This window comes from Sphingomonas guangdongensis, from assembly GCF_900199185.1.
In the GTDB taxonomy this organism is placed as follows: domain Bacteria; phylum Pseudomonadota; class Alphaproteobacteria; order Sphingomonadales; family Sphingomonadaceae; genus Sphingomonas; species Sphingomonas guangdongensis.
Map to the genome: position 1 here is coordinate 518,465 of NZ_OBMI01000002.1, position 23,585 is coordinate 542,049.

The 23,585-nt window shown below is 70.6% G+C and carries 20 protein-coding genes; 19 read left to right on the forward strand and 1 reads right to left on the reverse strand.

Annotation, left to right across the window (positions count from 1 at the left end; all coding sequences use genetic code 11):
- From CRO12_RS09655 to CRO12_RS09735, 17 genes are all read left to right on the forward strand, one after another.
- Complete coding sequence (locus CRO12_RS09655; protein WP_097063831.1) at positions 1-561, forward strand: hypothetical protein; 561 nt, start codon at positions 1-3, stop codon at positions 559-561.
- Positions 558-2,267 carry a peptidoglycan D,D-transpeptidase FtsI family protein gene (locus CRO12_RS09660; protein ID WP_097063832.1) on the forward strand — a complete coding sequence of 570 codons (1,710 nt, stop codon included), beginning with the start codon at positions 558-560 and terminating at the stop codon, positions 2,265-2,267. The genes CRO12_RS09655 and CRO12_RS09660 overlap by 4 nt, the downstream gene beginning before the upstream one ends.
- Positions 2,264-3,679, forward strand: coding sequence for a UDP-N-acetylmuramoyl-L-alanyl-D-glutamate--2,6-diaminopimelate ligase (locus CRO12_RS09665; protein ID WP_097063833.1), 1,416 nt, complete (start codon positions 2,264-2,266; stop codon positions 3,677-3,679). The genes CRO12_RS09660 and CRO12_RS09665 overlap by 4 nt, the downstream gene beginning before the upstream one ends.
- On the forward strand, positions 3,676-5,058 hold the full coding sequence (locus CRO12_RS09670; RefSeq protein ID WP_097063834.1) for a UDP-N-acetylmuramoyl-tripeptide--D-alanyl-D-alanine ligase: 1,383 nt from the start codon (positions 3,676-3,678) through the stop codon (positions 5,056-5,058). The genes CRO12_RS09665 and CRO12_RS09670 overlap by 4 nt, the downstream gene beginning before the upstream one ends.
- Positions 5,059-6,129, forward strand: a complete 1,071-nt coding sequence (gene mraY / locus CRO12_RS09675; protein WP_097063835.1) for a phospho-N-acetylmuramoyl-pentapeptide-transferase — start codon at positions 5,059-5,061, stop codon at positions 6,127-6,129.
- Positions 6,126-7,421, forward strand: coding sequence for a UDP-N-acetylmuramoyl-L-alanine--D-glutamate ligase (gene murD, locus CRO12_RS09680; protein WP_097063836.1), 1,296 nt, complete (start codon positions 6,126-6,128; stop codon positions 7,419-7,421). Before mraY ends, murD begins: the two co-directional genes overlap by 4 nt.
- A complete protein-coding gene (locus tag CRO12_RS09685) occupies positions 7,418-8,632 on the forward strand; it encodes an FtsW/RodA/SpoVE family cell cycle protein (RefSeq protein ID WP_097063837.1) in 1,215 nt (404 codons plus the stop codon). Before murD ends, CRO12_RS09685 begins: the two co-directional genes overlap by 4 nt.
- An 8-nt stretch (positions 8,633-8,640) precedes the next feature.
- Complete coding sequence (gene murG / locus CRO12_RS09690) at positions 8,641-9,732, forward strand: undecaprenyldiphospho-muramoylpentapeptide beta-N-acetylglucosaminyltransferase (protein ID WP_097063838.1); 1,092 nt, start codon at positions 8,641-8,643, stop codon at positions 9,730-9,732.
- Positions 9,729-11,138 carry a UDP-N-acetylmuramate--L-alanine ligase gene (gene murC / locus CRO12_RS09695; protein ID WP_097063839.1) on the forward strand — a complete coding sequence of 470 codons (1,410 nt, stop codon included), beginning with the start codon at positions 9,729-9,731 and terminating at the stop codon, positions 11,136-11,138. Before murG ends, murC begins: the two co-directional genes overlap by 4 nt.
- Positions 11,135-11,329, forward strand: coding sequence for a hypothetical protein (locus CRO12_RS09700; protein ID WP_097063840.1), 195 nt, complete (start codon positions 11,135-11,137; stop codon positions 11,327-11,329). Before murC ends, CRO12_RS09700 begins: the two co-directional genes overlap by 4 nt.
- Before the next feature lie 47 nt (positions 11,330-11,376).
- Positions 11,377-12,291 (forward strand): UDP-N-acetylmuramate dehydrogenase, encoded by a 915-nt coding sequence (murB, locus tag CRO12_RS09705; protein WP_245858443.1) that lies wholly within the window; start codon positions 11,377-11,379, stop codon positions 12,289-12,291.
- Positions 12,288-13,220, forward strand: coding sequence for a D-alanine--D-alanine ligase (locus CRO12_RS09710; RefSeq protein ID WP_097063842.1), 933 nt, complete (start codon positions 12,288-12,290; stop codon positions 13,218-13,220). Before murB ends, CRO12_RS09710 begins: the two co-directional genes overlap by 4 nt.
- Positions 13,217-14,110 (forward strand): cell division protein FtsQ/DivIB, encoded by an 894-nt coding sequence (locus CRO12_RS09715; protein WP_097063843.1) that lies wholly within the window; start codon positions 13,217-13,219, stop codon positions 14,108-14,110. The genes CRO12_RS09710 and CRO12_RS09715 overlap by 4 nt, the downstream gene beginning before the upstream one ends.
- 29 nt (positions 14,111-14,139) lie before the next feature.
- A complete protein-coding gene (ftsA, locus tag CRO12_RS09720; protein WP_097063844.1) occupies positions 14,140-15,399 on the forward strand; it encodes a cell division protein FtsA in 1,260 nt (419 codons plus the stop codon).
- Between the two features lie 109 nt (positions 15,400-15,508).
- Complete coding sequence (gene ftsZ, locus CRO12_RS09725; protein WP_097064276.1) at positions 15,509-16,966, forward strand: cell division protein FtsZ; 1,458 nt, start codon at positions 15,509-15,511, stop codon at positions 16,964-16,966.
- 103 nt (positions 16,967-17,069) lie between these two features.
- On the forward strand, positions 17,070-19,415 hold the full coding sequence (locus CRO12_RS17985) for an SPOR domain-containing protein (RefSeq protein ID WP_097063845.1): 2,346 nt from the start codon (positions 17,070-17,072) through the stop codon (positions 19,413-19,415).
- A complete protein-coding gene (locus CRO12_RS09735) occupies positions 19,412-20,578 on the forward strand; it encodes a deoxyguanosinetriphosphate triphosphohydrolase (RefSeq protein WP_097063846.1) in 1,167 nt (388 codons plus the stop codon). Before CRO12_RS17985 ends, CRO12_RS09735 begins: the two co-directional genes overlap by 4 nt.
- An 80-nt stretch (positions 20,579-20,658) precedes the next feature.
- Here the strand turns inward: CRO12_RS09735 and CRO12_RS09740 are convergent, their stop codons facing one another.
- Entirely contained in the window at positions 20,659-20,952 is a 294-nt protein-coding gene (locus CRO12_RS09740) for a hypothetical protein (RefSeq protein WP_097063847.1), read from the reverse strand.
- Positions 20,953-21,128: 176 nt separating this feature from the next.
- On the opposite strand from CRO12_RS09740, the gene argS reads away from it, so the two are divergent.
- Both argS and CRO12_RS09750 read left to right on the forward strand, forming a co-directional pair.
- Positions 21,129-22,862: an arginine--tRNA ligase gene (gene argS, locus CRO12_RS09745; protein WP_097063848.1), complete on the forward strand. Its 1,734-nt coding sequence runs from the start codon at positions 21,129-21,131 to the stop codon at positions 22,860-22,862.
- Positions 22,859-23,581: an SPOR domain-containing protein gene (locus CRO12_RS09750; protein ID WP_097063849.1), complete on the forward strand. Its 723-nt coding sequence runs from the start codon at positions 22,859-22,861 to the stop codon at positions 23,579-23,581. Before argS ends, CRO12_RS09750 begins: the two co-directional genes overlap by 4 nt.
- The last annotated feature ends 4 nt before the right edge of the window (positions 23,582-23,585 follow it).

The window sequence follows — 23,585 nt, forward strand, 5'->3', positions numbered from 1 at the left end:
ATGGCTGTCGGCGGTTTGAAGGGCTTCGGCTGGATCCTCTGCTTCGCTGTGGTGGCGCCGGCCTGCTACATGGTGTCCTCGCAGGTCGCCGCCGAGCGGTCGCGGGTGGAGGCGGTGGAACTCGCCATCATTCGCGCGCGCAAGGACATTCGCGCGCTGGAGACCGAGTTCGACACCCGCGCCAACATGGCGCAGCTGGAGCGCTGGAACGGCGACGTGCTCGCCCTGTCCGCCCCGCGGCCGGAGCAGTACATGGCGGGGGAAGCCGCGCTCGCCTCGCTGCAGCTGCCGGCAGCGGGCGAGCAGCAATACGCCGCGCTGGTGGTACCGGCGGGCCTGCCCGAGCCCGCGGCGCCGACGACTCAGCAGGCGCTCGCCACACCGGCGGCGGCCGCCACGGCCGAGACTGCGGTAAAGGCGGCGGTCACCCGCGCGGTCGAGAAGACGGCGACGCTCGGCCGCATCCAGCGGGTGGCGATGGTCGACGACGGGTTGCTCAGCGACCGCACGATCGGTGACCTGGTGTCGAGCGCGCGGCGCGAAACGGCGTCGCTTCGTTGATCGTCCTGGTCGCCCCGCAGGCGGGGGATCGCCGACGCGACGCCGGCCGACCCTCGCTGGTCGCCGTCGCGCATGTCCGGCTGATGATCCTCATGTTGTTGTTCGTGTTCGCGAACCTGCTGGTGGTCGCGAAGCTCGGCTGGCTGGCGGTGTCGGCGGAGCCCGCGACATCGCGGGACGCGGCGGCGGCGCTGGTTCCCCTGCGTGGCGACATCGTCGATCGCAACGGCGCGCCGCTCGCCCGGACGATCGATGCCTGGTCGATCGGCGTGCAGCCTGATAACGTCATCGGCGACAAGGTGCTGCTTGCCGAACGGCTGGCCGAGCTGATGCCGGAGCGGGATGCCGCCGCCTACTTCCGCCTGCTGAACGCGCCCGTGCGCTTCACCTACCTCAAGCACCGCGCGATGCCGGAGCTGGTCTCCGCGGTGAACGCGCTGGGCGATCCTGGCATCACCTTCGCGCGGGAGCCTGAGCGGCTCTATCCCCAGTCGGCGCTGGGGGCGCAGCTGCTCGGCTACCTCAACAGCCAGCGCTCGGGCGTGCGCGGCATGGAGAAGGTGCTCGACGCGCAGCTGAACGATCCGGTCGAACGGTCGAAGCCGGCGGCGCTGTCGGTCGACCTGCGGGTGCAGGCGGCGCTGGAGAACGAGCTCGGCCGCGCGATGACCGCGTTCCAGGCGGCGGGTGCCGCGGGCGTGATCCTGGACGTCCACACCGGCGAGGTGATGGCGATGTCGTCGCTGCCGAGCTTCAACCCCAACAAGGTCCAGTCGGGCGAGGGCGGCATCCTCAACAACGTGACCCAGAGCGTCTACGAGCTCGGCTCGGCGTTCAAGCCGATCGCGATGGCGGCCGCGATCGACAGCGGCACTGTCACGTCGATGGCGCGGCGCTTCGACGCGACCGCGCCGCTCCAGGTCGGGCGGTTCAAGATCAAGGACGATCACGCGCAAAACCGCTGGCTGAACATTCCGGAGACGCTGATCCACTCGTCTAACATCGCGACCGCCCGGATTGCGGACGAGATGGGACAGGAGAAGCTGTCGGCGGCGTTCCGGCGCTTGGGCTTCGACACCGCGCCGGATATCGAGATCGAGAAGGCGCGCCCGCTGTGGCCGAAGTTCTGGGCCCGCACCACCACCATGACCACCGCCTACGGCCACGGCATCGCGGTGACGCCGCTGCACCTGGCCAATGCCTACGCGACGCTGGTCAACGGCGGCATCTGGCGGCCGGCGACGCTGATGAAGGTGGACCCGAGCCATGCCGCCAAGGGCCGCCGGGTATTTTCGGAAAGCACCAGCGCGCGGATGCGCCAGCTGCTGCGTGTCATCGTGACCGACGGCACCGGCAAGAAGGCGGAGGCGCCCGGCTTCCGTGTCGGTGGCAAGACCGGCACCGCGGAGAAGCCGTCGGCAGGCGGTTACAACAGGAACGTCAACGTCTCGACGTTCGCTGCGGCTTTCCCGATGGACGCACCGCGCTATGTGGTAATCGCCATGCTCGACTCGTCCAAGCGGGTGGCGGAGAACTCGTTCCAGACCACCGCCGCCTACACCGCCGCTCCGGTGGTCAGCCGGGTGATCACTCGCGCCGGACCGCTGCTGGGCGTCCAGCCGTCGATGAACCGCGACGTCGACCTGTCGGAGATCAAGTCGCTGCTCTGGCACGCGCCGGGCGACAAGGCACCGGCGGCGGAATGAGGCTCGGCGCGCTCACCGGCGGCGACGAGGCACAGGCGGTGACCGGCTTCGCGATCGATCACCGCAAGGTCGCGCCGGGCACCATCTTCGGCGCGTTCGAGGGTGCGCGGGTGAACGGGGAAGACTACATCCCGGCGGCGATTGCGGCCGGGGCGATCGCGGTCGTGTGCCGCCAGGGTGTGCCGGTCGATGGCGCGGTCGCGATCCGCAACGATCAGCCGCGCGAGTGCTTCGCGAAGCTCGCCGCGCGCTTCTTTGCGCCGTTCCCCGAAACGATCGTCGCGGTGACCGGGACCAACGGCAAGACCTCCACGGTCGAAATGACGCGCCAGCTGTGGCGGATGGCGGGGCATCACGCCGCCTCCATTGGCACGCTCGGCGTCACCACCGCGGACGAGCGGGTCGCGACCGGGCTCACCACGCCCGACATCGTCACCTTCCTCTCCAACATGGCCGGGCTCGCGCGCGAGGGCGTGACCCACGCCGCCTTCGAGGCATCGAGCCACGGCCTGTCGCAGTACCGCAGCGAGGGCGTGAAGGTGTCGGCGGCAGCGTTCACCAATCTCAGCCGCGACCACCTCGACTATCACGGCGACATGGCGGCGTATCTCACCGCCAAGCTGCGGCTGTTCGCGCAGGTGCTCGCCGACGACGGCGCGGTGGTGGTCTGGGCCGACGATCCACAGGCGGAGCGGGTAGTGGACATCGCCCATGCCCGGCGCTTGCGGCTCATCACGGTGGGCGAGCATGGCGACACGCTGAGGCTGGTCGGACGCACGCCCACGCTGCTCGGACAAGGGCTCGAGATCGAGGCGGAGGGCACCCGTCACCGCGTGCAACTGCCGCTGATCGGCGCGTACCAGGCGGCGAATGCGCTGACGGCGGCCGGGCTGGTGATCGCGAGCGGCGGCGATGTCGCGCACACGCTGCAGTCGCTGGCGCGGCTCACCCCGGTGCGCGGGCGGCTGGAGCGCGCGGTGATCACGTCCGCCGGCGCGCCGGTCTACGTCGATTATGCCCACACCCCAGACGCGCTGGAGGCGGCGATCGCGGCGCTCAAGCCGCATGTGACGGGCCGGCTTATCCTGGTGTTCGGCGCCGGCGGCGACCGTGATCAGGGCAAGCGCGAGCCGATGGGGCAGGCGGCCGCCGCCGGTGCCGATGTCGTGATCGTCACCGACGACAACCCGCGCAACGAGGACCCGGCCGCGATCCGCGCCGCGGTGCTGGCCGGCGCGCCGGACGCGACCGAGATCGGCGATCGCCGCGCCGCTATCGCCGAGGCGGTCGGCATGGCGCGGGACGGCGACATCGTCCTGATCGCGGGCAAGGGGCATGAGGGCGGGCAGCTCGTCGGCGACCTTGTCCTGCCGTTCGACGACGTCACTGTCGCCCGGGAGTGCGCGGCGTGAGCCTGTGGACCGCCGACGCCATCGCTGAGGCTGCCGGCGGTGAGGTGCGCGGTGCGTTTGCCGCGACCGGCGTTACCTTTGACTCGCGAGAGGTCGGCGCGGGCGACCTGTTCATCGCGCTGACCGGAGAGGCGACCGACGGCCACCGCTTTCTCGACGGCGCGTTCGGCAACGGCGCGGCGGGCGCCATCGTCAGCCAGCCGGTCCCGCACCCGGCGGTGCTGGTCGCCGACACCATGGCGGCGCTCGAGGCGCTCGGCCGCGCGGCGCGGGCGCGGACGGACGCGCGGGTGATCGGCGTCACCGGGTCGGTCGGCAAGACCGGTACCAAGGAGGCACTCGCCGCCGCGCTCGATCGGGCTGCGGCTGGCGCCGTGCACTGGTCGGTCAAGAGCTACAACAATCATACGGGCGTGCCGCTGAGCCTCGCCCGTATGCCGGCCGCGACGCGCTACGGCGTGTTCGAGATGGGGATGAATCACGCGGGCGAGCTGACCGCGCTCGCCGCGATGGTGCGCCCCGACGTCGCGATCATCACCGCCATCGCACCCGCGCACACCGCCTTCTTCACCGGCGAGGAGGCGATCGCGGACGCCAAGGCGGAGATTTTCAACGGACTTGAGCCGGGCGGCACCGCGATCCTGCCGTTCGACAGCCCGCACTACGAGCGGCTGCGTGCAGCGGCGGAGCGCCACGCCGCGTGCATCGTCACCTTCGGGTTAGGAGAGGGCGCCGACGTGCGCGCGCTGGAGACGATGCGGCTGGCGAGCGGCGGCAGCTACGTGCTCGCGCAGATCGGTGCGCGCACGCTCAGCTACACGATCGCGCAGCCGGGTGAGCACTGGGTGTCGAACTCGCTGGCGGTGCTCGCCGCCGTTGATGCCGTCGGCGGTGACCTCGGCCGGGCTGGGCTTGCGCTCGCCGACATGGGCGGTCTGCCCGGGCGCGGCGCGCGCGTGACGACCGCAGTGGCGGGCGGCACCGCGCTGGTGATCGACGAGAGCTACAACGCCAATCCTTCGTCCATGAGCGCGACGCTGAAGGTGCTGGCCGCCGAGCCCGGCCGCCACCTGGCGGTGCTGGGCGGGATGCGCGAGCTGGGGGAGGAGAGCGACGCCTTTCACGCCGCCCTTGCCGAGCCGATCGGCGAAGCGGGGCTGGCGCACGTCATACTGGTTGGCGCGGAGATGCTGCCGCTCGCACAGGCGCTTGAGGGCCGGACCGATTTCGTCCATGTGCCGGATGCAGGCGCGGCGGGGGTCGCGCTCGCGGGGGTGCTGGCACCGGGGGACGTGGTGCTCGTCAAGGGATCGAACGGGATCGGACTGTCGGCGGTCGTCGCCGGCCTGGCTCAGGCGATTCCGGCAGGGGTTGCGTAGATGTTGTACTGGATCGCCGCCGAGCTCGGCTTTCCCGGGGTGTTGAACCTGATCCGCTACCTGAGCTTCCGCACGGGTGGCGCGGTCACGACCGCGCTCGTCATCGGCTGGATCATCGGCCCGCGCTTCATCGGCTGGCTGCGCGTCCGCCAGGGCAAGGGTCAGCCGATCCGCAGCGACGGGCCGCAGACCCACCTGGCCAAGGTCGGCACGCCGACGATGGGCGGGCTCATGATCCTGACCTCGCTCACCCTCTCGATCCTGCTGTGGATGGATCTGGCGAACCCTTACGTCTGGGCGTGCCTGTTCGTCACGCTCGGCTTCGGCATGATCGGATTCCTCGACGACTACGACAAGGTGCGAAAGGCGAGCACTGCCGGCGTCTCCGGCCGCGTACGGCTGCTCGGCGAATTCGTGATCGCGGGCGCGGCGGCGTGGCTGATCACCAGCTTCAACGGCACGCAGCTGTACGTGCCGTTCTTCAGCAACATCGCGATCGATCTCGGGCCGTTTTACATCGTCTTCGCCGCCTTCACGATCGTCGCGTTCGGCAATGCGGTGAACCTGACCGACGGGCTTGACGGCCTGGCGACGATGCCGGTGATCATCGCCTGCGTCACCTTCATGATCATCGCCTATCTGGCCGGTAACGCGCGCTTCGCCGTGTACCTTGGTATCCCGCACGTTCCGGGGGCGGGCGAGCTCGCCATCCTCTGCGGGGCGGTGGTCGGTGCGGGGCTCGCCTTTCTGTGGTTCAACGCACCGCCGGCCGCGGTCTTCATGGGTGACACCGGCAGCCTGGCGCTGGGCGGCGCGCTCGGCGCGATCGCGGTCACTGCGCACCATGAGATCGTGCTCGGCATCATCGGCGGGCTGTTCGTGGTGGAGGCGCTCTCCGTCATCATACAGGTGTTTTTCTACAAGCGCACCGGCAAGCGCGTGTTTCGCATGGCCCCCATTCACCATCACTTCGAGCAGCTCGGCTGGTCGGAGCCGACGGTGGTGATCCGCTTCTGGATCATCAGCCTGGTGCTCGCGCTCGCCGGCCTCTCGACGCTCAAGCTGCGGTGATCACGTCCCCGGCCTGGGCGGGGAAGCGGTACGCGGTGCTGGGGCTCGCCCGCTCCGGCGCCGCAACCGTGCGCGCGCTGGTCGCGAGCGGGGCGGAGGTGGTCGCGTGGGATGAGGATCAGGCGAAGCGGGACGCCATCCTCTCTGGCGCCGACGGGGTTGAGCTTGCTCTGCTAGATGACCTGACCGGGTTCGATGCGGTCATCGTGTCGCCGGGCGTGCCGCTCAATCGTCACCCGATTGCCGCCGCGGCGCGTGCAGCGGGCGTGTCGATCATCGGCGACATCGAGCTGTTCGCGAGAGGACGTGGCGACCTCCCGCCGCACCGCGTCGTCGGGATCACCGGTACCAACGGCAAGTCGACCACCACCGCGCTGGTCCACCACATTCTTGCAACCGCGGACGTCCCGACAACGATGGGCGGCAACATCGGTCTGCCGATCCTGGCCCAGAACTCGCTGCCGGAGGGCGGCGTCTATGTGCTGGAGCTGTCGAGCTACCAGATCGACCTGACCCAGAGCCTCGCCTGCGATGTCGCGGTGCTGCTCAACATCACGCCCGACCACCTCGACCGCTATGACGGCTTCGACGCCTACGCCGCCTCCAAGGCGCGGCTGTTCGCGATGCAGGCGAAGGGCCAGGCGGCGGTGATCGGGATCGGCGACGCGCCCTCCGCCGAGATCGCGCGCGACGTGGCGAAGGCGGGCCGCAGCGCTGATCTCACCAAGATCGCGCCGGGCGTCTGCATGGACCAGTCGCGCTGGCCGGCGCTGCAGGGCCCGCACAATGCGCAGAACGCGCTCGCGGGGATCGCGGTGTGCGAGGCGCTCGGCATCGACAATGCCGCGATCGACGCAGGGCTCGCGAGCTTCCCCGGCCTGCCGCACCGCACCGAGCGGGTCGCGACCAAGGGCGGCGTGCTCTGGGTCAACGACAGCAAGGCGACCAACCCGACCTCCACCGCGCCCGCGCTCGCCGCGTTCGACCGGGTCCACTGGATCGTGGGCGGGCAGGCCAAGACCGACGATCTCGACGCCTGCCGCACGGCGTTCGGCCATGTCGCGCGCGCTTACACGATCGGGCAGGCGGGGCCGATGTTCGCGCGGCTGCTCGCGCCGGAGATGCCGGTGACAGAGAGCGGCACGCTGGCGCAGGCCGTGCAGGATGCCGCCGCGCAGGCGCGCACAGGCGACACGGTGCTGCTGTCGCCAGCCTGCGCCTCGTTCGACCAGTTTCATGACTATGAGGATCGGGGCGCCCAGTTCCGCGCCGCCGTGGAGGCCCTGCCATGACCGATGCGCTGCGCGACGCCGTGCCCAAGGGGTTTAAGAGCCGGGTCGAGGAGCGCCTCGGCCGCGCCAATCGCGGGCCGGTCGCGCTGTGGTTCTGGGAGATCGACCGGGTCCTGCTGCTGCTCACCTTTCTCCTCATCGCGGTTGGGCTGATCGCGGTCGCGGCAGCGAGTCCGGCGACCGCGCGCCGTTACTCGGAGGGCGCGCACCAGATCGCGCCGATGTATTATTTCTGGCGCCAGTTGATGTGGGTTGGCGTGTCGGTGCCGGTCATGCTGGTCGTTTCCATGCTGCCGCCCAATCTCGCGCGGCGCTTCGCGCTCGGCGCCGCCGCACTGTTCCTCTTGCTGCTGCTCACCACGCCCGTGATCGGCGTGGAGGTGAACGGAGCGAAGCGCTGGTTGGGGGTTGGGATCAGCCAATTCCAGCCCTCGGAGTTCCTGAAGCCCGTCTTCATCGTCGCAATTGCCTGGCTGCTGTCGCTGCGCGGGCGTGACCCCGACCTGCCGATGGTGCCGGTCACGGGCGTGCTGACGGCGATCGTCGGCGCGACGCTGATGCTCCAGCCCGACTTCGGGCAGACCATCGTGTTCGGCAGCGTGTGGATGATCCTGCTGATGGTGTCGGGCATCCACACGCGCGTGATCGGCTCCCTGGTCGGCCTGGGCGTTGGCGGCGTGGTCGCGGCCTATCTCTTCTACGACACCGCGCGCATCCGCATCGACAATTTCCTGTTCCCCGATCACGGTGGCGCGGGCTCCGATCACTATCAGACCGACATGGCGCACGCGACGCTGACCGGCGGCGGGCTCACCGGCACCGGTCCGGGCGGCGGGACCGCCAAGTTCCGCCTGCCGGAGGCGCACACCGACTACATCTTCTCGGTCGTCGGCGAGGAGTTCGGACTGATCGCCTGCGCGATCATCGCGATGCTGTTCCTGGCGATCGTGGCGCGCGTATTCATCAAGCTGCTGGATGAGGAGGATGCGTTCCGCCTGCTCGCCGCCGCCGGGCTCGCCGCACAGTTCGGGGTACAGGCGACGATCAACATGGCGGTGAACACGGGGCTGGCGCCGTCCAAGGGGATGACGCTTCCCTTCATCAGCTATGGGGGATCGTCGATGATCGCGCTGTCGATCGGCATGGGGCTGCTGCTCGCCTTTACGCGGCGCAACCCGTATCTGCACCGCTCACCCTACATCGTTCGCTAAGAGAGTTCATGGCCGCGTCCCGTCACTTCGTCCTCGCCGCCGGCGGCACCGGGGGGCACATGGTGCCCGCCGCCGCGCTCGCGACCGAGCTTCACCGCCGCGGCCACCGGGTCGCGCTGGTCAGCGACGAGCGCGGCGTCCGCTTTCCCGGCCTGTTCGATGGCGTGCAGACCCATGTGCTGCCGGCCGGACGACTGGCGGGCGGGCCGCTCGGCTGGGCGCGCACCGCGAGCAAGATGTGGGCGGGCCGCGCGATGGCGCGTGAGCTGTACCGGACGTTCAAGCCCGCGGTCGTCGTAGGCTTCGGCGGCTATGCGGCGTTCCCCGCCTTGCTGGCCGCGTTCGCCGACAAGATTCCGGCGGTGGTGCACGAACAGAACGCCGTGCTCGGCCGCGTCAACCGGCTGGTCGCGGGCAAGGTGGCGGCGATCGCGACCTCCTATCCCGATGTCGCCCGGCTCAAGCCCGTGCACGCCGCCAAGGTGCGGCTGACCGGCAATCCGGTGCGCGACACGATCCTCGCCATTCGCGAGCGACCGTTCCCCGTGCTGGAGGAGGACGGCATCTTCCGCGTGGTGGTGACCGGTGGCTCGCAGGGCGCGACCGTGCTGAGCCAGGTCGTGCCGGACGGCCTCGCGCTGCTGCCCGTCCATTTCCGTAGCCGGCTGCAGGTGACGCACCAGGCGCGAATCGAGGACATCGACGCGGTCCGCGCAAAATATGCGGAGCACGGCATCCCCGCCGAGCTCGCGACCTATCTGCCCGACCTGCCGGAGACGCTTGCCTGGTCCCACCTGGTGATCGCGCGCGCGGGCGCGTCCACGATCGCCGAGCTGACCGCGGCGGGGCGCCCGGCCATCCTGGTGCCGCTGCCGAGTGCGACCGACGATCACCAGACCGCCAACGCGCGCGAGATCACCGCGGCCGGCGGCGCGCGGACGATCGCGCAGCCGCAGTTCACCGCCACCGAGCTCGCCAAGCAGATGCAGAAGCTGGGGCTGGAACCCGCCGCGCTGGAGAACGCCGCCGCGCGCGCGAAGGCCTGCGGCCGGCCGAACGCCGCGCGCGACCTGGCCGACCTGGTGGAGGGGCTGGCATGAGGGGTGTCGCCACCGACATCGGCACGATCCACTTCGTCGGGATCGGCGGAATCGGCATGTCCGGGATCGCGGAGGTGATGCACAACCTTGGCTACGCGGTGCAGGGCAGCGATGTGGCGGAAGGTTACGTGATCGAGGGACTGCGCAGCCGCGGTATTCCCGTCACGATCGGCCACGCGGCGCAGAATGTCGCCGACGCAGCCGTGGTCGTGATCTCGACGGCCGTGAAGCGCGGCAATCCGGAGGTCGAGGCGGCGCTGTCGCAGCGCATTCCGGTGGTGCGTCGCGCGGAGATGCTGGCCGAGCTGATGCGGTTGAAATCGACGGTCGCGGTCGCGGGCACCCACGGCAAGACCACGACTACGTCGATGGTCGCGGCGCTGCTCGATGCGGGCGGGGTCGATCCGACCGTGATCAACGGCGGGATCATCAACAGCTACGGCTCCAACGCGCGGCTCGGTGCCAGTGACTGGATGGTGGTGGAGGCCGACGAGAGCGACGGCAGCTTCCTGCGGCTGGACGGCACGATCGCGGTCGTCACCAACATCGATCCCGAGCACCTGGACCATTACGGCAGCTTCGAGCGCGCGAAGGATGCCTACGTCGAGTTCGTGGAGAATGTGCCCTTCTACGGCGCGGCGCTGCTCTGCCTCGATCATCCGGAAGTGCAGGCGCTGATCCCGCGGGTGCGCGATCGGCGCATCGTCACCTACGGCTTCGCGGCGAGCGCCGACGTGCGCGGCGTCAACGTCACGCCCTATCCGGGCGGCAACCGGTTCGAGGCGCTGATCCGCCACCGCGACGGCAGCGTCCGCTCGATCGAGCACATCGACCTGCCGATGCCCGGCCGCCACAATGTCCAGAATGCGCTCGCCGCGATCGGCGTCGCGCTGGAGCTCGGCATCGACGACGCGACGATCCAGCGCGGGTTTGAGCGGTTCACCGGCGTGAAGCGCCGCTTTACCAAGGTCGGCGAAGTGGCGGGCGCCACCATCATCGACGACTACGGTCACCACCCGGTCGAGATCCGCGCGGTGCTCTCCGCGGCGCGGGAGAGTGCGCAGGGGCGGGTGATAGCAGTAGTGCAGCCGCACCGCTACTCGCGGCTCGGCAACCTAATGGAGGAGTTCCAGGGCGCCTTCAACGACGCTGACGCGGTCTATGTCACCCCAGTCTATCCGGCCGGCGAGGCGCCGGTCGAGGGCGTGTCCGCCGAGGCGCTGGTCGAGGGGCTGAAGCGCCGCGGCCATTATCAGGCGGCGACCGTCGCCGATGCCGATGATCTCGCGGCGACACTCGCGGGCGAGGTGCGCGCCGGCGATCAGGTGATCTGTCTGGGTGCGGGCGATATCACCAAGTGGGCCGCGGGGCTTGCGCCCGCGATCGAGCGGGAGCGGGCGGCATGAGCGACTTCTTCTCCACCGCGGTCGAGTTCCAGCGCCAGATCCTGGACGCGCAGAAGGCGCAGCTCGCGGCCGCGCAGAAGCTGCTCTACGCGGGCAAGCAGGTCGCGCAGGCGCAGGAGGTAACCCAGGCGGCCGCGGAGGCGAACCTGCGCGCGTGGAAGGCATGGGCGAGCCTGTGGGGGTGGAAGTGAGCCTTTCGTTCGTCCCGAGCGAAGTCGAGGGACCGACCGCCGCAGGTGTGCCCGGGTCCAAGGGGCCCTCGACTACGCTCGGGACGAACGGAGCGCGGGGCAAGCTCACCGCCAACGCTCCGCTTGCGCCATTGGTCTGGTTCAAGGCCGGCGGAGCGGCCGAGTGTCTGTTCGAGCCGGCCGACGCTGACGACCTGGCCGCCTTCCTCGCCGCGCTCGAATCGGCCGTGCCGGTGATGGCGCTCGGGCTCGGCTCCAACCTGATCGTGCGCGACGGCGGCGTGCCGGGTGTGGTGATCCGCCTCGGCAAGCCGTTCGCGCGGGTGTCGGCGGAGGGCCCGACGCTGACCTGCGGCGGCGGCGCGAGCGGGATCCTGGTGTCGTCCACCGCGCGCGATGCCGGGATCGCGGGCGTCGAGTTTCTCCGCTCGATCCCCGGCACGGTCGGCGGCTTCGTGCGGATGAACGGCGGTGCCTACGGGCGCGAGACGGCCGACATCCTCGTCTCGTGCGAGGTGGTGCTGCGCTCGGGCGAGCGGCGGACGCTGTCCGCGGCCGAGCTCGGCTACACCTATCGTCACAGCAACCTGCCGGACGGCGCGGTCGTGATCGAGGCGACGTTCCGCGGCGAGCCCGGCGAGCCGGCGGCGATCCAGGCCGAGATGGACCGCATCGCCGCGGCGCGCGAAGCGTCGCAGCCGCTGCGCAGCAAGACCGGCGGATCGACCTTCAAGAACCCGGACGGGCTTAAGGCCTGGGCGCTGGTCGATGCGGCCGGCTGCCGCGGGCTCACGCGGGGCGGCGCGCAGGTTTCGAGCAAGCACACTAACTTTCTCCTAAACTTAGGAAGTGCGACCAGCGCCGATATCGAGGAGTTAGGCGAGGACGTCCGCGCGCGCGTCAAGGCGCACTCGGGCGTGGAGCTCGAATGGGAGATCCAGCGCGTCGGAGTGCCGGCATGACCCCGCTCCACATCGCGGTGCTGATGGGCGGCTGGTCGGGCGAGCGGCAAGTGTCGCTGATGTCGGGCGCCGGCGTCGCTGATGCGCTGGAGGGGCTCGGCCACCGCGTCACCCGGATCGACATGGACCGCCACGTCGCCGCGCGGCTGGCGGAGGCGAAGCCTGACCTGGTCTTCAACGCGCTCCACGGTGCGCCGGGGGAGGACGGGACGGTGCAGGGCATGCTCGACCTGATGGGCATTCCCTACACCCATTCCGGCCTCGCCACCTCCGTGATCGCGGTCGACAAGGTGCTGACCAAAGGCGTGCTGGTGCCGCATGGCGTGCCGATGCCGGGCGGACGCGTCGTGAAGTCGGCGGAGCTGTTCGAGGGCGATCCGCTTCCGCGCCCCTATGTGGTGAAGCCGGTCAACGAGGGGTCGTCAATCGGTGTCGCGATCGTCACGGCGGAGGGGAATTACGGCCAGCCGATCGGTCGCGACGTCGCGGGACCATGGCAGGACTTCGCCGAGCTGCTCGCCGAGCCGTACGTGCGCGGGCGCGAGTTGACGACCGCCGTGCTGGGCGACCGCGCGCTCGGCGTGACGGAGGTGCGGCCGAAGACCGGCTGGTACGACTTCGACGCGAAATACACCGACGGCCGCGCCGACCACATCTTTCCCGCGCAGATCCCCGACGAGATCACCGCGGCGTGCAAGGCGTATGCGGTGGAGGCCCACCGCATCCTCGGCTGCAAGGGCGCGAGCCGCGCCGACTTCCGCTGGGACGACGAGCGCGGTGTGGACGGGCTGTTCCTGCTGGAGGTGAACACCCAGCCGGGGATGACGCCGCTCAGCCTGGTGCCCGAGCAGGCGGCGCACTGCGGGATGAGCTATCCCGAGCTGGTGCAGTGGATCGTCGACGAGGCGATGGAGGGCCGCAAGCCATGAGCCGTGCCGCGACCGCCGGACGCACCCTGAAACGCAAGCCGCAGCCGGCCCGCGGCCGCAAGCCGGCCAAGAAGGTCGGCCTGCTCGACCGCGCGGTGGCCGCCGTTCCGGTCAGCGAGGAAACGCTGCGCAAGGCGACCGGCTGGTCGATGTTCGCTGCGGCGGTCGCGGTGCTGCTGATCATGGCGTCCTGGCTCGGCATCCCGGGCGCGATCGGGACGGCGATGGCTGAGGCGGTCGGCCGGGCCGGCTTTCGCGCCGAGCAGATCGAGATCACCGGGCTCAGGCGCATGGAGCGCATGTCGGTCTACGCCGTCGCGCTCGACCAGCGCAGCCGCGCGATGCCGCTTATCGACCTGGAGGGCGTGCGCGCCAAGCTGCTCGACTATCCCTGGATCGCCGACGCGCGCGTGTCGCGCCGCCTGCCCGACACGCTCGCCATCGACATCGTCGAGCGCGAGCCGGTCGCGATCTGGCAGAACCACGGCCAGCTGATGCTGATCGACGTGTCGGGGACACCGCTCGAACCCGTCTCGGCGAGCGCGATGCCCGCGCTGCCTCTCATCATCGGCGACGGCGCGAACGAGAAGGAACCGCAGTTCCAGGCGCTGATGGGCGCGGCGCCGGCGCTCAAACCCCTGATCCGCGCCGCAACCTGGGTCGGCGATCGGCGCTGGGACCTGCTGTTCGACAGCGGCGAGCGGCTGGCGCTGCCGGAAGGCGAGGGGCCGGCGGCGAAGGCGCTGGCGAAGTTCGCCGAGCTCGACCGGGCGGACCGGCTGCTCGGTCGCGGCTATCTCCGCTTCGACATGCGCGATCCGGAGAAGCTGGTGCTCCGCCTGCCGGGCGGCGGCTCCAGCAACAAGGCGATCACGGGGGAAGGCGCCTGAGCGGGCGCAGGGCTTAACGGGGAACGGCAATGGCAAAGGTTGCACCAGAAGGATTGATCACCGCCCTGGACGTGGGCTCGTCAAAGGTATCGGCCCTCATCGCGCAGGTCGGCGACGGCGGCGAACTGGTGGTGCTCGGCACCGGCCAGCGCGAGAGCCGGGGCGTGCAGCGCGGCTACATCGCCGACATGAGCGCAACCGAAGCGGCGGTGCGAGAGGCGGTCGAGCAGGCGGAGCGGATCGCCGGCATCAACATCGAGGACGTGTGGGTCAGCTTTTCCGCCGGGGGCCTGGTCAGCGACGTGCTGAAGCTGGAAGTCGACCTGGGCGGCCACCGGGTCGAGCAGGGTGACATCGACGAGCTGCTGATGGCCGGCCGTCAGGCGATCGATCCCAACGGTCGAATGGTGCTCCACGCGCAGCCGATGCGCTACACGCTGGACGGTCGCAACGGCGTCAAGAACCCGGCTGGGCTCCACGCCGAGAAGCTGGGCGTCGACATCCACGTCGTCGCGACCGACGGATCGCCGGTCCGCAACCTCGACCTGTGCGTCCGCTCCGCGCACCTGGAGGTCAAGTCGATCATCGCCGCACCCGTGGCGACGGGCCTTGCCTGCCTGTCGGACGAGGAGCGCGACTTGGGTGTCGCGCTGGTGGAGATCGGCGCGGGGATCACCAACGTCAGCGTATTCCGCGAGGGCGTGCTGGCGAGCCTCGCCTCCATCCCGATGGGCGCGGCCGACATCACGGACGACATCGCCTCCGCCTTTGGCACGCGCCGCGCGCAGGCCGAGCGGCTCAAGTGCTTCCACGGCTCGGCCAACATGAGCCCGCGCGACCACCACGAGATGATCGACGTGGCCCCGGTCAGCGTCGAGCAGGAGGCGCCGGACGGATCACGCATCACCCGCGCGCAGCTCAACACGGTGATCCGCGCCCGGCTCGAGCGGCTGATGGGCGAGGTTCAGAAGGAGCTGAAACGCCTCAACTTCGACGATCCGGTCGGGCGCCAGCTGGTGCTGACCGGTGGCGGGGCGGAGCTGCGCGGGATCGCCGACTATGCGCAGCAGGCGCTCGGCCGCGCGGTCCGGATCGGCCGCCCGCGCGGGCTGTCCGCGTTGCCGGAGGCGCATGCGGGACCGGCGTTCGCGACGCTCGCGGGCCTCGCCACCTTCGCCGCCGCCAACCCGGTCGACTTGCGCGCGATCGAGGGCAAGCAGACGGTGGTCAGGCCGAAGGGGATGGCGGTGTGGGGCCGGCTTCTGTCGGCGTTCCGCGCCAACTATTGAGCTTTTGTTACCAGCGGGACAGATTGCGCTAGATCGACGCTGGCGACTGGTGCAAAACGGGACGGTATAGGTGCTCCGGCGTCATGGGGGCATGTGGGAGACCAAAGGCATGAGCATCGAATTCCTTCCGCCTGAAGTGGACGAGCTGACGCCGCGGATCAGCGTGGTGGGCGTGGGTGGCGCCGGGGGCAACGCCATTGCGAACATGATCCGCGCCGAAGTGCAGGGCGTGGAGTTCCTGGTCGCGAACACCGACGCACAGGCGCTGAAGCAGTCGTCGGCGACCCAGCGGATCCAGCTCGGCGCGAAGATCACGCAAGGGCTGGGCGCGGGCAGCCGGCCGGAGATCGGCCGCGCCGCCGCCGAGGAGACGATCGAGCAGGTCCAGAAGAGCCTGGAAGGCGCGCACATGTGCTTCATCGCCGCCGGCATGGGCGGCGGCACGGGCACGGGCGCGGCGCCGGTGATCGCCAAGGCCGCGCGCGACATGGGCATCCTGACCGTCGGCGTGGTGACCAAGCCGTTCGCGTTCGAAGGCAAGCGCCGCGCGGCATCGGCCGATGCGGGCATCGAGGAACTGCAGAAGTACGTCGATACGCTGATCGTCATCCCAAACCAGAACCTGTTCCTGATCGCCAACGCCAACACGACCTTCAAGGAAGCGTTCGAGCTGGCGGACGAGGTGCTGCAGCAGGGCGTGCGCGGCATTACCGACCTGATGGTCATGCCCGGCCTCATCAACCTGGACTTCGCCGACGTGCGCTCGGTGATGCAGGAGATGGGCAAGGCGATGATGGGCACGGGCGAGGCGTCCGGCGACGCCCGCGCGATCGAAGCGGCGCAGAAGGCGATCGCCAACCCGCTGCTCGACGGCGTGTCGATGCGCGGGGCGAAGGGTGTGATCGTGTCCATCACCGGCGGCGACGACATGCGCCTGCTGGAGGTCGACGAGGCCGCGAACCACATCCGCGAGCTGGTCGATCCCGACGCCAACATCATCTGGGGTTCGGCGTTCAACCCGGAGCTGGAGGGTAAGATCCGCGTTTCCGTGGTCGCGACCGGGATCGAGGCGACGACCGATGTCGCCGCTCCTGCGCCGCAGCCGGAGGCGCCGCGTGTCTTCTCCTTCAACGCGCCGCGCCGCGAGCCGGCCGCGACCGTCGCTCCGCTGCAACCGCCGGTCGAGGCGCCGGCCCAGTCGGCCGCCGGCTTCGCCAGCCCGGCCGAGCCCGCGGCCGACCGGTTTGAGGACGAACTCCCGGAGGCGAGCGCGACGGCGAGCGACGAGGACGAGCTGGTGCTCGGCCGTGACGCGCTGATGGACGTGCCACCGTCCGACGCTGCCCCGGCCGCGGAGGAGCCCGCCGCGGGCGAGCCCTCGATCCGTCGCCGCTGGCTGACCGGAGCGGCTGAGGAGGAGGCGCCGGCCGAGCCCGCGCCCAAGCTCAAGACCGGCGGCACGCTGTTCGAGCGCATGTCCGGTCGCGGCGCCCGCGCGGAGGAGAACAGCGAGGACAAGGCGCCGCTCGACATCCCGCGCTTCCTGCACCGCCAGAACAACCAGTAAGCGGGGGCCGGGCCGGCCCGTCGCCGGTCCGGCTCGGCTGATCGCTGATGGCCGGGCCGGACAGGTTCGGTTCAGGGCGGTCAGCGTGTATGCACCGGTAATAATGGCCGATTCCCTGATCCGCAGCGGTCTTGTCGCGCTGACCCTCCTGTCGCTCGCGCCGGCAGCGGCGCAGGAAATCGTGCCGCCGCCGACCCCCAACGCCGATGCCCTTGCGACGCAGATGCGGATCCTGGGCAGCAATCCGCGCGATGTCGGCGCGCTGCTGACCGCCGCCGATCTCAGCACCCGGCTGGGCGACGCACCCGCGGCGCTCGCCTTTCTCGCGCGGGCGCAGGCCGTCGATCCGTCCAATCCGAGGATCAACGCGGGCCGGGCGAGCGCGATGGTGCTGCTGGAGCGGCCGGGCGAGGCGCTGCGGCTGTTCGACGCCGCGGCGCGCGCGGGGGTGGCGATGGAGCCGTACCTTTCGCAACGCGGCCTCGCTTATGACCTGACCGGCCAGCCCTTGTACGCGCAGCGCGATTACCGCCGCGTGCTTCAACGCGGCGGCGATGACGAGGTGGTGCGCCGACTGGCGCTGTCGCTCGGTATCTCAGGCCAGCGCGACGAGGCGATGGCGCTGCTCGACCCGCTTTTGCGCCGCAGCGATCGCGGTGCATGGCGCGCGCGGGCCTGCATCATGGCGATGGGGGGCGACGTCGCGGGCGCGCAGAAGATTGCAGGGAACATGATCCCGGGCGGCGCAGGGCTCGCGCCCTTCTTCGCGCGGCTCGCAGCCCTGTCCCCGGCCGATCGTGCCTTTGCGGTCCACTTCGGCGCGGTCGCGCCTTCGCTCGCGCGCGCCAACGACGCGCGGTTGGCGCCGCAGGTCGCCGCGCTGCCGACCCGCTCGCCGCAGCCCGCCGCCACGGCGCCGGTGGCTGTCGCAAGCGCGACCACGGGTCAGCCGCCTGAGCGTCGGAGCCGTCGCGAGCGTGAGCGCGTGGGACGCGACGAACGGCGCGGCGTGCAGGCGGCGGAGCGCACCGCCATTGCGGGCGGGAGCACGCCGCCCGCAAGCGCCGCCCCTGTCACGCGCGTGGCATCGCTGATCGGATCGCCCGCCGCGTCAACGAGCCGTGGCACCGCCAGCAGTCTGGCGGCGCCTGTAACGTCCGCCTTCCGAGCACCGACCGCCGCTGCGGCGGCGGGATCGGCACCTGTGCCGACTGCGACCCGGTCTGCTCAGCCGGTCACGGCAGCTGCCGCGACGATCGCAGCCGGAGGAACGTCGTTCACCGGCGCGCCGATTGCCACCGCATCGATGCCTGCAGCCATCGCCGAGGCGCCCCGCTCGTCGACCGTGCTTCCGGCGAATGCTGGCCCGGTGTCCGGCAGTCCGATCCTCCGCAGTCAGCCGCCTGCAGCAGCCACCGGGCTGGCGGGGGTGAGCGCCGCTGCGCCGAGCTTCGCGGCCGGGCGCACGCCGCTCCCAACCGCTGTCGCGTCGTCCGCCGCGCCGGCCGGGAGCATCTCTGCGCCGCCGGGCACGGTTTCCCTCAGCCCGAGCGGCGCTTCGGTGTCCGATCCCGCGCCCCGGGTTGGCGAAGCGACATCTGCCGGGACCACGCTGCTAGCCGGCGCGGCACCGCCAACGAGCATGGCTGCGACCACCGCCGCGGCCACTCCCCTGCAAGGATCCGCGACCACCGCCGCGTCGACCACCGCCGCGGCGACGCCGCCGGCCGCGTCGACCATCGTGGCGGCGCCGCCCGGTCTGGCGACCGCACCCGGGTCAGCCAACATCGGCGTTCCGATCGCGGCAGCGCCTGCCGCGGCCACGCCGCCGGCGCCGGTCGCTTCCACGTCCGCCAGCGTCCCGGTTTCCAGCGCAAGCACGACGACGAGGCAGGGCTGGGCGGTGATACCGGACACTGCAATTTCCGCCCCGCGTCCCGTCGCCGTGACGCCGGTGCGGACAGCCGCGGTCGCCCGGCGCAACACCGACCTGCTCGCCTCGATCGTCGCGGGCATTTCGGTGCCGGCGTCGGAGCTCGATATCGCCCCGCCCGCGCCGACGCGCGCGCGGACGGCGGACAAGCCCGTGCGTTCGGTTGCGGCGACGAAGCCGGACGCTAAGCCGGCCCAACCGGCCAAGCCGGAGCCGAAGAAGCCCGATCCCGCCAAGGCCGAGCCGGCGCGCTGGTTCGTGCAGGTCGCCGGCGGTGCCAATGCGGCAACGCTCGGGCGCGACTGGGCCCGGCTCAGCGCCAAGTCCCCGGCCGCGTTCAAGGGCAAGACCGCCTGGACGACGCCACTGCGCGCGACGAACCGCTTGCTTGCCGGGCCGTTTGCGAGTCAGGAGGCCGCCATGACCTTCGTCAACCAGCTCGCCAAGGATGGCGCGTCCGCGTTCGCGTGGCGCAGCGAGGCGGGTCAGAAGATCGATAAGCTGCCACCGCGATGACCCGCTTTGCGCCCTGGGCCGCCAACCCGGAGCGCAGCAAAGGCCGGCTTCACGAAGAACAAAGCGGGTCCGCCCGCGGCCCGCGCGATCCGTTCCAGCGTGATCGCGATCGCATCATCCACTCGATCAGTTTTCGGCGACTCCGCCACAAGACGCAGGTGTTCCTGAGCCCGGACGGCGACCATTTCCGCGTCCGCCTGACCCACAGTCTGGAGGTTGCGCAGATCGGCCGGACGATCGCGCGGGCGCTGGGGTTGAACGAGGACCTGACGGAGGCGTTGTGCCTGGCGCACGACATCGGCCACCCGCCGTTCGGCCACGCCGGGGAGGAGGCGCTGAAGGCGTGCCTGTCGGCGCACGGCGGCTTCGATCACAATGGCCATACCCTCCGCGTGCTGACGCTGCTCGATTCGCCCTATCCGCGCTGGGCGGGGCTCAATCTGACGTGGGAGACGCTGGAGGGGCTCGCCAAGCACAACGGGCCGGTTGCCTTTCCCGGCTGGGCGCTGGCGGCCGCGGATGCGCAGCTGCCGCTCGCGCTCGAGCAGTGGCCGTCGCTGGAGGCGCAGGTCGCCGCGCTCGCCGACGACATCGCCTACGACAATCACGACATCGACGATGGCCTGCGGGCCGGGCTGCTGACGCTCGATCAGCTGCTGGCCGTGCCGCTGGTCGCGCGCGGCTGGGCGGCGGTGCAGGCGCGTTTTCCAGGTATCCCGCCGAGCCGGCTGCTGGGCGAGCTGGTGCGATCGCAGATCGGGGTGATGGTCAACGACCTCATCGCCGAGTCACGCGCGGCGATCGGCGCGGCGGGGGTCGGCAGCGTCGACGAGGTCCGTGCCGCGGGCGAGCCGCTGATCCGCTTCTCGCCCGCGATGCGCGAGGAGGAGCGGGCGCTGAAGCGGTTCATGTACGCGAACCTGTACCATCACTCGAACCAGCGCGTGGCAGCCGAGGCAGCGCAAGGGATCGTAGCGGGGCTATTCGCCAATTACTCCGACGATCCGCTGTCGATGCCGGAGGAGTGGCGGACGACGCTGCCGGACGCGGAGCCGGAGCGAAGCCGGCACATCGCCGACTTCATCGCCGGTATGACCGATCGCTATGCGATCCGCCGCTACGGCGACATCGCAGGGCCGCTGTGCCTGCCCGAAGGCTTCTGAGCCGCGCGGCTGCCGGCTGACTGATTGGGCAGGGGCCGGCCGGGTGAGGGGGTAGTCTCACCCGGCCGGCGACGGTCGGATCAGCGCGAGGCGATCTCGACCGGACGGGCGCGACCAGCAGCGCCGCGGCTGTCGGCGACGGAGAAGCTGACCGGCTGGCCGTTAGCGGTGCCGCGCACCTGGCCGTTCTTCACCACCAGGCGGAAGCTGCCGCCCTCCAGCGTGCGGCCGACCAGTACCGTGGCACCGCGCGCGTCGGTCTGCGTCTCATACTCATAGGTGAGGCCATCGGCCTGGAAGCGCTTCGGCTCGGCCTGCGCGGCGGTCGCGGTCAGCGTGGCGGCAGCGGCGATCATCGTGAAAAGCTTGGACATGGTCAGATTCCCTCTTGCGTGGTTTCCGCCCAGTCACCCTCCCTCTTTCCGCCATGAATGTTATTGCGGTGCAGCATGGATCGGCAATCGCAGGGTGGTTCATCGCTGTTGCAGCCGATGCAACCGGGGCAGCGGGAGCGGTTGCATGGTGCGGCCGGACTGAATAGGCGCGCGCCATGACGCTTTACCTCCGCTTCACCGATCATCTCCACGCCGCGCTCGACACGCTGGAGGCGGCGGGCACCCTGCCGGCCGGGCTCAACCGCGCCGCCGTGACGGTCGAGCCGCCGCGCGATGCCACGCACGGCGACCTCGCCACCAACGCGGCGATGGTGCTGGCAAAGCCCGCCGGCACCAACCCGCGCGCACTGGCCGAGGCGCTCTCGGGCGAGCTCGGCAAGGTTCCGGGCGTGGTCGGCACCAGCGTCGCGGGCCCGGGCTTCATCAATCTCTCGCTCGATGCCGACACCTGGGCGGCGGAGCTCCGTGCGATCGCCGAGGCCGGCGCAGACTACGGCAAGTCGCGGCGCGGCGAGGGGACCACCGTCAACATCGAATATGTCTCCGCCAACCCGACCGGGCCGATGCACATGGGCCACTGCCGCGGCGCGGTGGTGGGTGACGCGCTCGCCAGCCTCCTCGAGTTCACCGGCAACCGGGTGATCCGGGAATATTACGTCAACGATGCGGGGGGGCAGGTCGATGTGCTCGCCCGCTCGGCGCACCTGCGGTACCGCGAGGTGCTGGGCGAGGATATCGGCGCTGTGCCGGAGGGGTTCTACCCGGGCGATTACCTGGTGCCGGTCGGACAGGCGCTCGCCGCCGAGTTCGGCGATCGCTACGCCGCCGCGCCGGAGGCGGAATGGCTGGCGCTGTTCCGCACCCGCGCGGTCGCGGCGATGATGGACCTGATCCGCGCCGACCTCGCGCTGCTCGGTATCCACCATGATCGCTTCACGTCCGAGGCCGAGCTCCAGGCCGCGGGCAAGCCGGAGGCGGCGGAGGCGATGCTGCGCGCCCGCGACCTGATCTACGACGGCGTGCTCGAGGCACCAAAGGGCGAGACGCCGGACGACTGGGAGCCGGTCGAGCTGCCGCTGTTCCGGTCGACCGCGTTCGGCGACGACCAGGACCGCCCGATCCGCAAGTCGACCGGCCAGTGGACCTACTTCGGCGCGGACATGGCCAACCACTTCCAGAAGGCGGAGGATGCCGACCAGCTGATTGACATCTGGGGCGCCGACCACGCCGGCACCGTCAAGCGCATCGTCGCGGCGGTAAAGGCGCTGACCGGGGGCTCCAAGCCGTTCGACGTCAAGCTGGTCCAGATGGTGCGGCTGCTGCGCGGTGGCGAACCGGTCAAGATGTCGAAGCGCGCCGGCAACTTCGTGACCCTCGCCGACGTGGTCCGCGAGGTCGGCAAGGACGTGGTCCGCTTCACCATGCTGACCCGCAAGGCCGACGCGCAGATGGACTTCGACTTCGCCAAGGTCGTCGAAGCGTCGAAGGACAATCCGGTCTTCTACGTCCAGTACGCCCACGCCCGCGTCCACTCGCTCCACCGCCGCGCGGCGGAGGCGGGGCTCGCGCTGCCGGCGCACGCCGACCTGTCCCGGCTCGGGACGGAGGAGTGGGCACTGGTGAAGCGCGCTGCGCAGTTCCCGCGACTGGTGGAGGCGGCGGGCGCGGCGCGCGAGCCGCACCGGATCGCCTTTTATCTCTATGACTTGGCCGCGGAGTTCCACGCAGCTTGGAACATGGGCAATGACGATCCGGCGCGCCGCTTCCTCCGCCCCGACGATCTGCCGCTCACCGCCGCACGGCTTTTCCTCGCCGACGCGATCGGGCAAATCATTCGCAACGGGCTGCGCATCATGGGCGTCGCGGCCGTGGAGGAGCTGGGGCAATGACGGACGGGCGGCGGACGACCATCGGCGACGACGATCGGCTGCCGTGGCTCGAATCCGCCGACGACGATTACCGAGAGGGATCGTCGCCGCTGCGCGTGATCCTGCTGGTGCTTGCAGGGCTGGGGCTGATCGCCGCCGGCATCTGGGCCTATGGCCGCTTTGCCGGCCGACCGGTGCTGACCGGGTCGGGCGAGCTGATCGCGGCGCCGGAAGGCGACTACAAGGTGCGGCCCGACGAGCCCGGCGGCATGAAGGTGGAGGGGGAGGGCGACAGCGTCTTCTCGACCAGCGAGGGCGCGCGCAAGGACGGCCAGATCAACACCGCCGCGCTGCCGGAGGCACCGGTCGAGGGCCGCAAGGCACCCGCCACGCCCAAGGCTGGGGCCGGCGCCGCGCAGGTCGTGACGCCGGTGCCGGAGAAGGGCGGCCGGCTGACCGCACAGGCGCCGCGCGTCGCGCTGCCCAACCTGGCGGCGGGCGGCGGCGGCGGGTCGCTGGTCCAACTCGGCTCCTTTCCCAACGAGGCGATGGCGAACACCGCCTGGACGACCGCGTCCAAGCGCTTCGGCTACCTGACCGATCTCGGCAAGTCGGTGGAAAAGGCAGAGGTGGGTGGGCGCACCGTATACCGCCTGCGGGTGAACGCGGGCAGCAACGGCAACGCCAAGACGATCTGCGGCAAGCTGAAAGTCGCCGGCGAGGCGTGCTTCGTCCCGTGAGCTA

What these genes read in the sequence shown, in the direction of transcription:
- CRO12_RS09655 (WP_097063831.1), top strand. Translation starts at nt 1, where the DNA reads ATGGCTGTCGGCGGTTTGAAGGGCTTCGGCTGGATCCTCTGCTTCGCT.
- CRO12_RS09665 (WP_097063833.1), top strand. Translation starts at nt 2,264, where the DNA reads ATGAGGCTCGGCGCGCTCACCGGCGGCGACGAGGCACAGGCGGTGACC.
- mraY (WP_097063835.1), top strand. Translation starts at nt 5,059, where the DNA reads ATGTTGTACTGGATCGCCGCCGAGCTCGGCTTTCCCGGGGTGTTGAAC.
- CRO12_RS09685 (WP_097063837.1), top strand. Translation starts at nt 7,418, where the DNA reads ATGACCGATGCGCTGCGCGACGCCGTGCCCAAGGGGTTTAAGAGCCGG.
- murG (WP_097063838.1), top strand. Translation starts at nt 8,641, where the DNA reads ATGGCCGCGTCCCGTCACTTCGTCCTCGCCGCCGGCGGCACCGGGGGG.
- murC (WP_097063839.1), top strand. Translation starts at nt 9,729, where the DNA reads ATGAGGGGTGTCGCCACCGACATCGGCACGATCCACTTCGTCGGGATC.
- CRO12_RS09700 (WP_097063840.1), top strand. Translation starts at nt 11,135, where the DNA reads ATGAGCGACTTCTTCTCCACCGCGGTCGAGTTCCAGCGCCAGATCCTG.
- CRO12_RS09710 (WP_097063842.1), top strand. Translation starts at nt 12,288, where the DNA reads ATGACCCCGCTCCACATCGCGGTGCTGATGGGCGGCTGGTCGGGCGAG.
- CRO12_RS09715 (WP_097063843.1), top strand. Translation starts at nt 13,217, where the DNA reads ATGAGCCGTGCCGCGACCGCCGGACGCACCCTGAAACGCAAGCCGCAG.
- ftsA (WP_097063844.1), top strand. Translation starts at nt 14,140, where the DNA reads ATGGCAAAGGTTGCACCAGAAGGATTGATCACCGCCCTGGACGTGGGC.
- ftsZ (WP_097064276.1), top strand. Translation starts at nt 15,509, where the DNA reads ATGAGCATCGAATTCCTTCCGCCTGAAGTGGACGAGCTGACGCCGCGG.
- CRO12_RS17985 (WP_097063845.1), top strand. Translation starts at nt 17,070, where the DNA reads ATGGCCGATTCCCTGATCCGCAGCGGTCTTGTCGCGCTGACCCTCCTG.
- CRO12_RS09735 (WP_097063846.1), top strand. Translation starts at nt 19,412, where the DNA reads ATGACCCGCTTTGCGCCCTGGGCCGCCAACCCGGAGCGCAGCAAAGGC.
- CRO12_RS09740 (WP_097063847.1), bottom strand. Translation starts at nt 20,952, where the DNA reads ATGTCCAAGCTTTTCACGATGATCGCCGCTGCCGCCACGCTGACCGCG.
- argS (WP_097063848.1), top strand. Translation starts at nt 21,129, where the DNA reads ATGACGCTTTACCTCCGCTTCACCGATCATCTCCACGCCGCGCTCGAC.
- CRO12_RS09750 (WP_097063849.1), top strand. Translation starts at nt 22,859, where the DNA reads ATGACGGACGGGCGGCGGACGACCATCGGCGACGACGATCGGCTGCCG.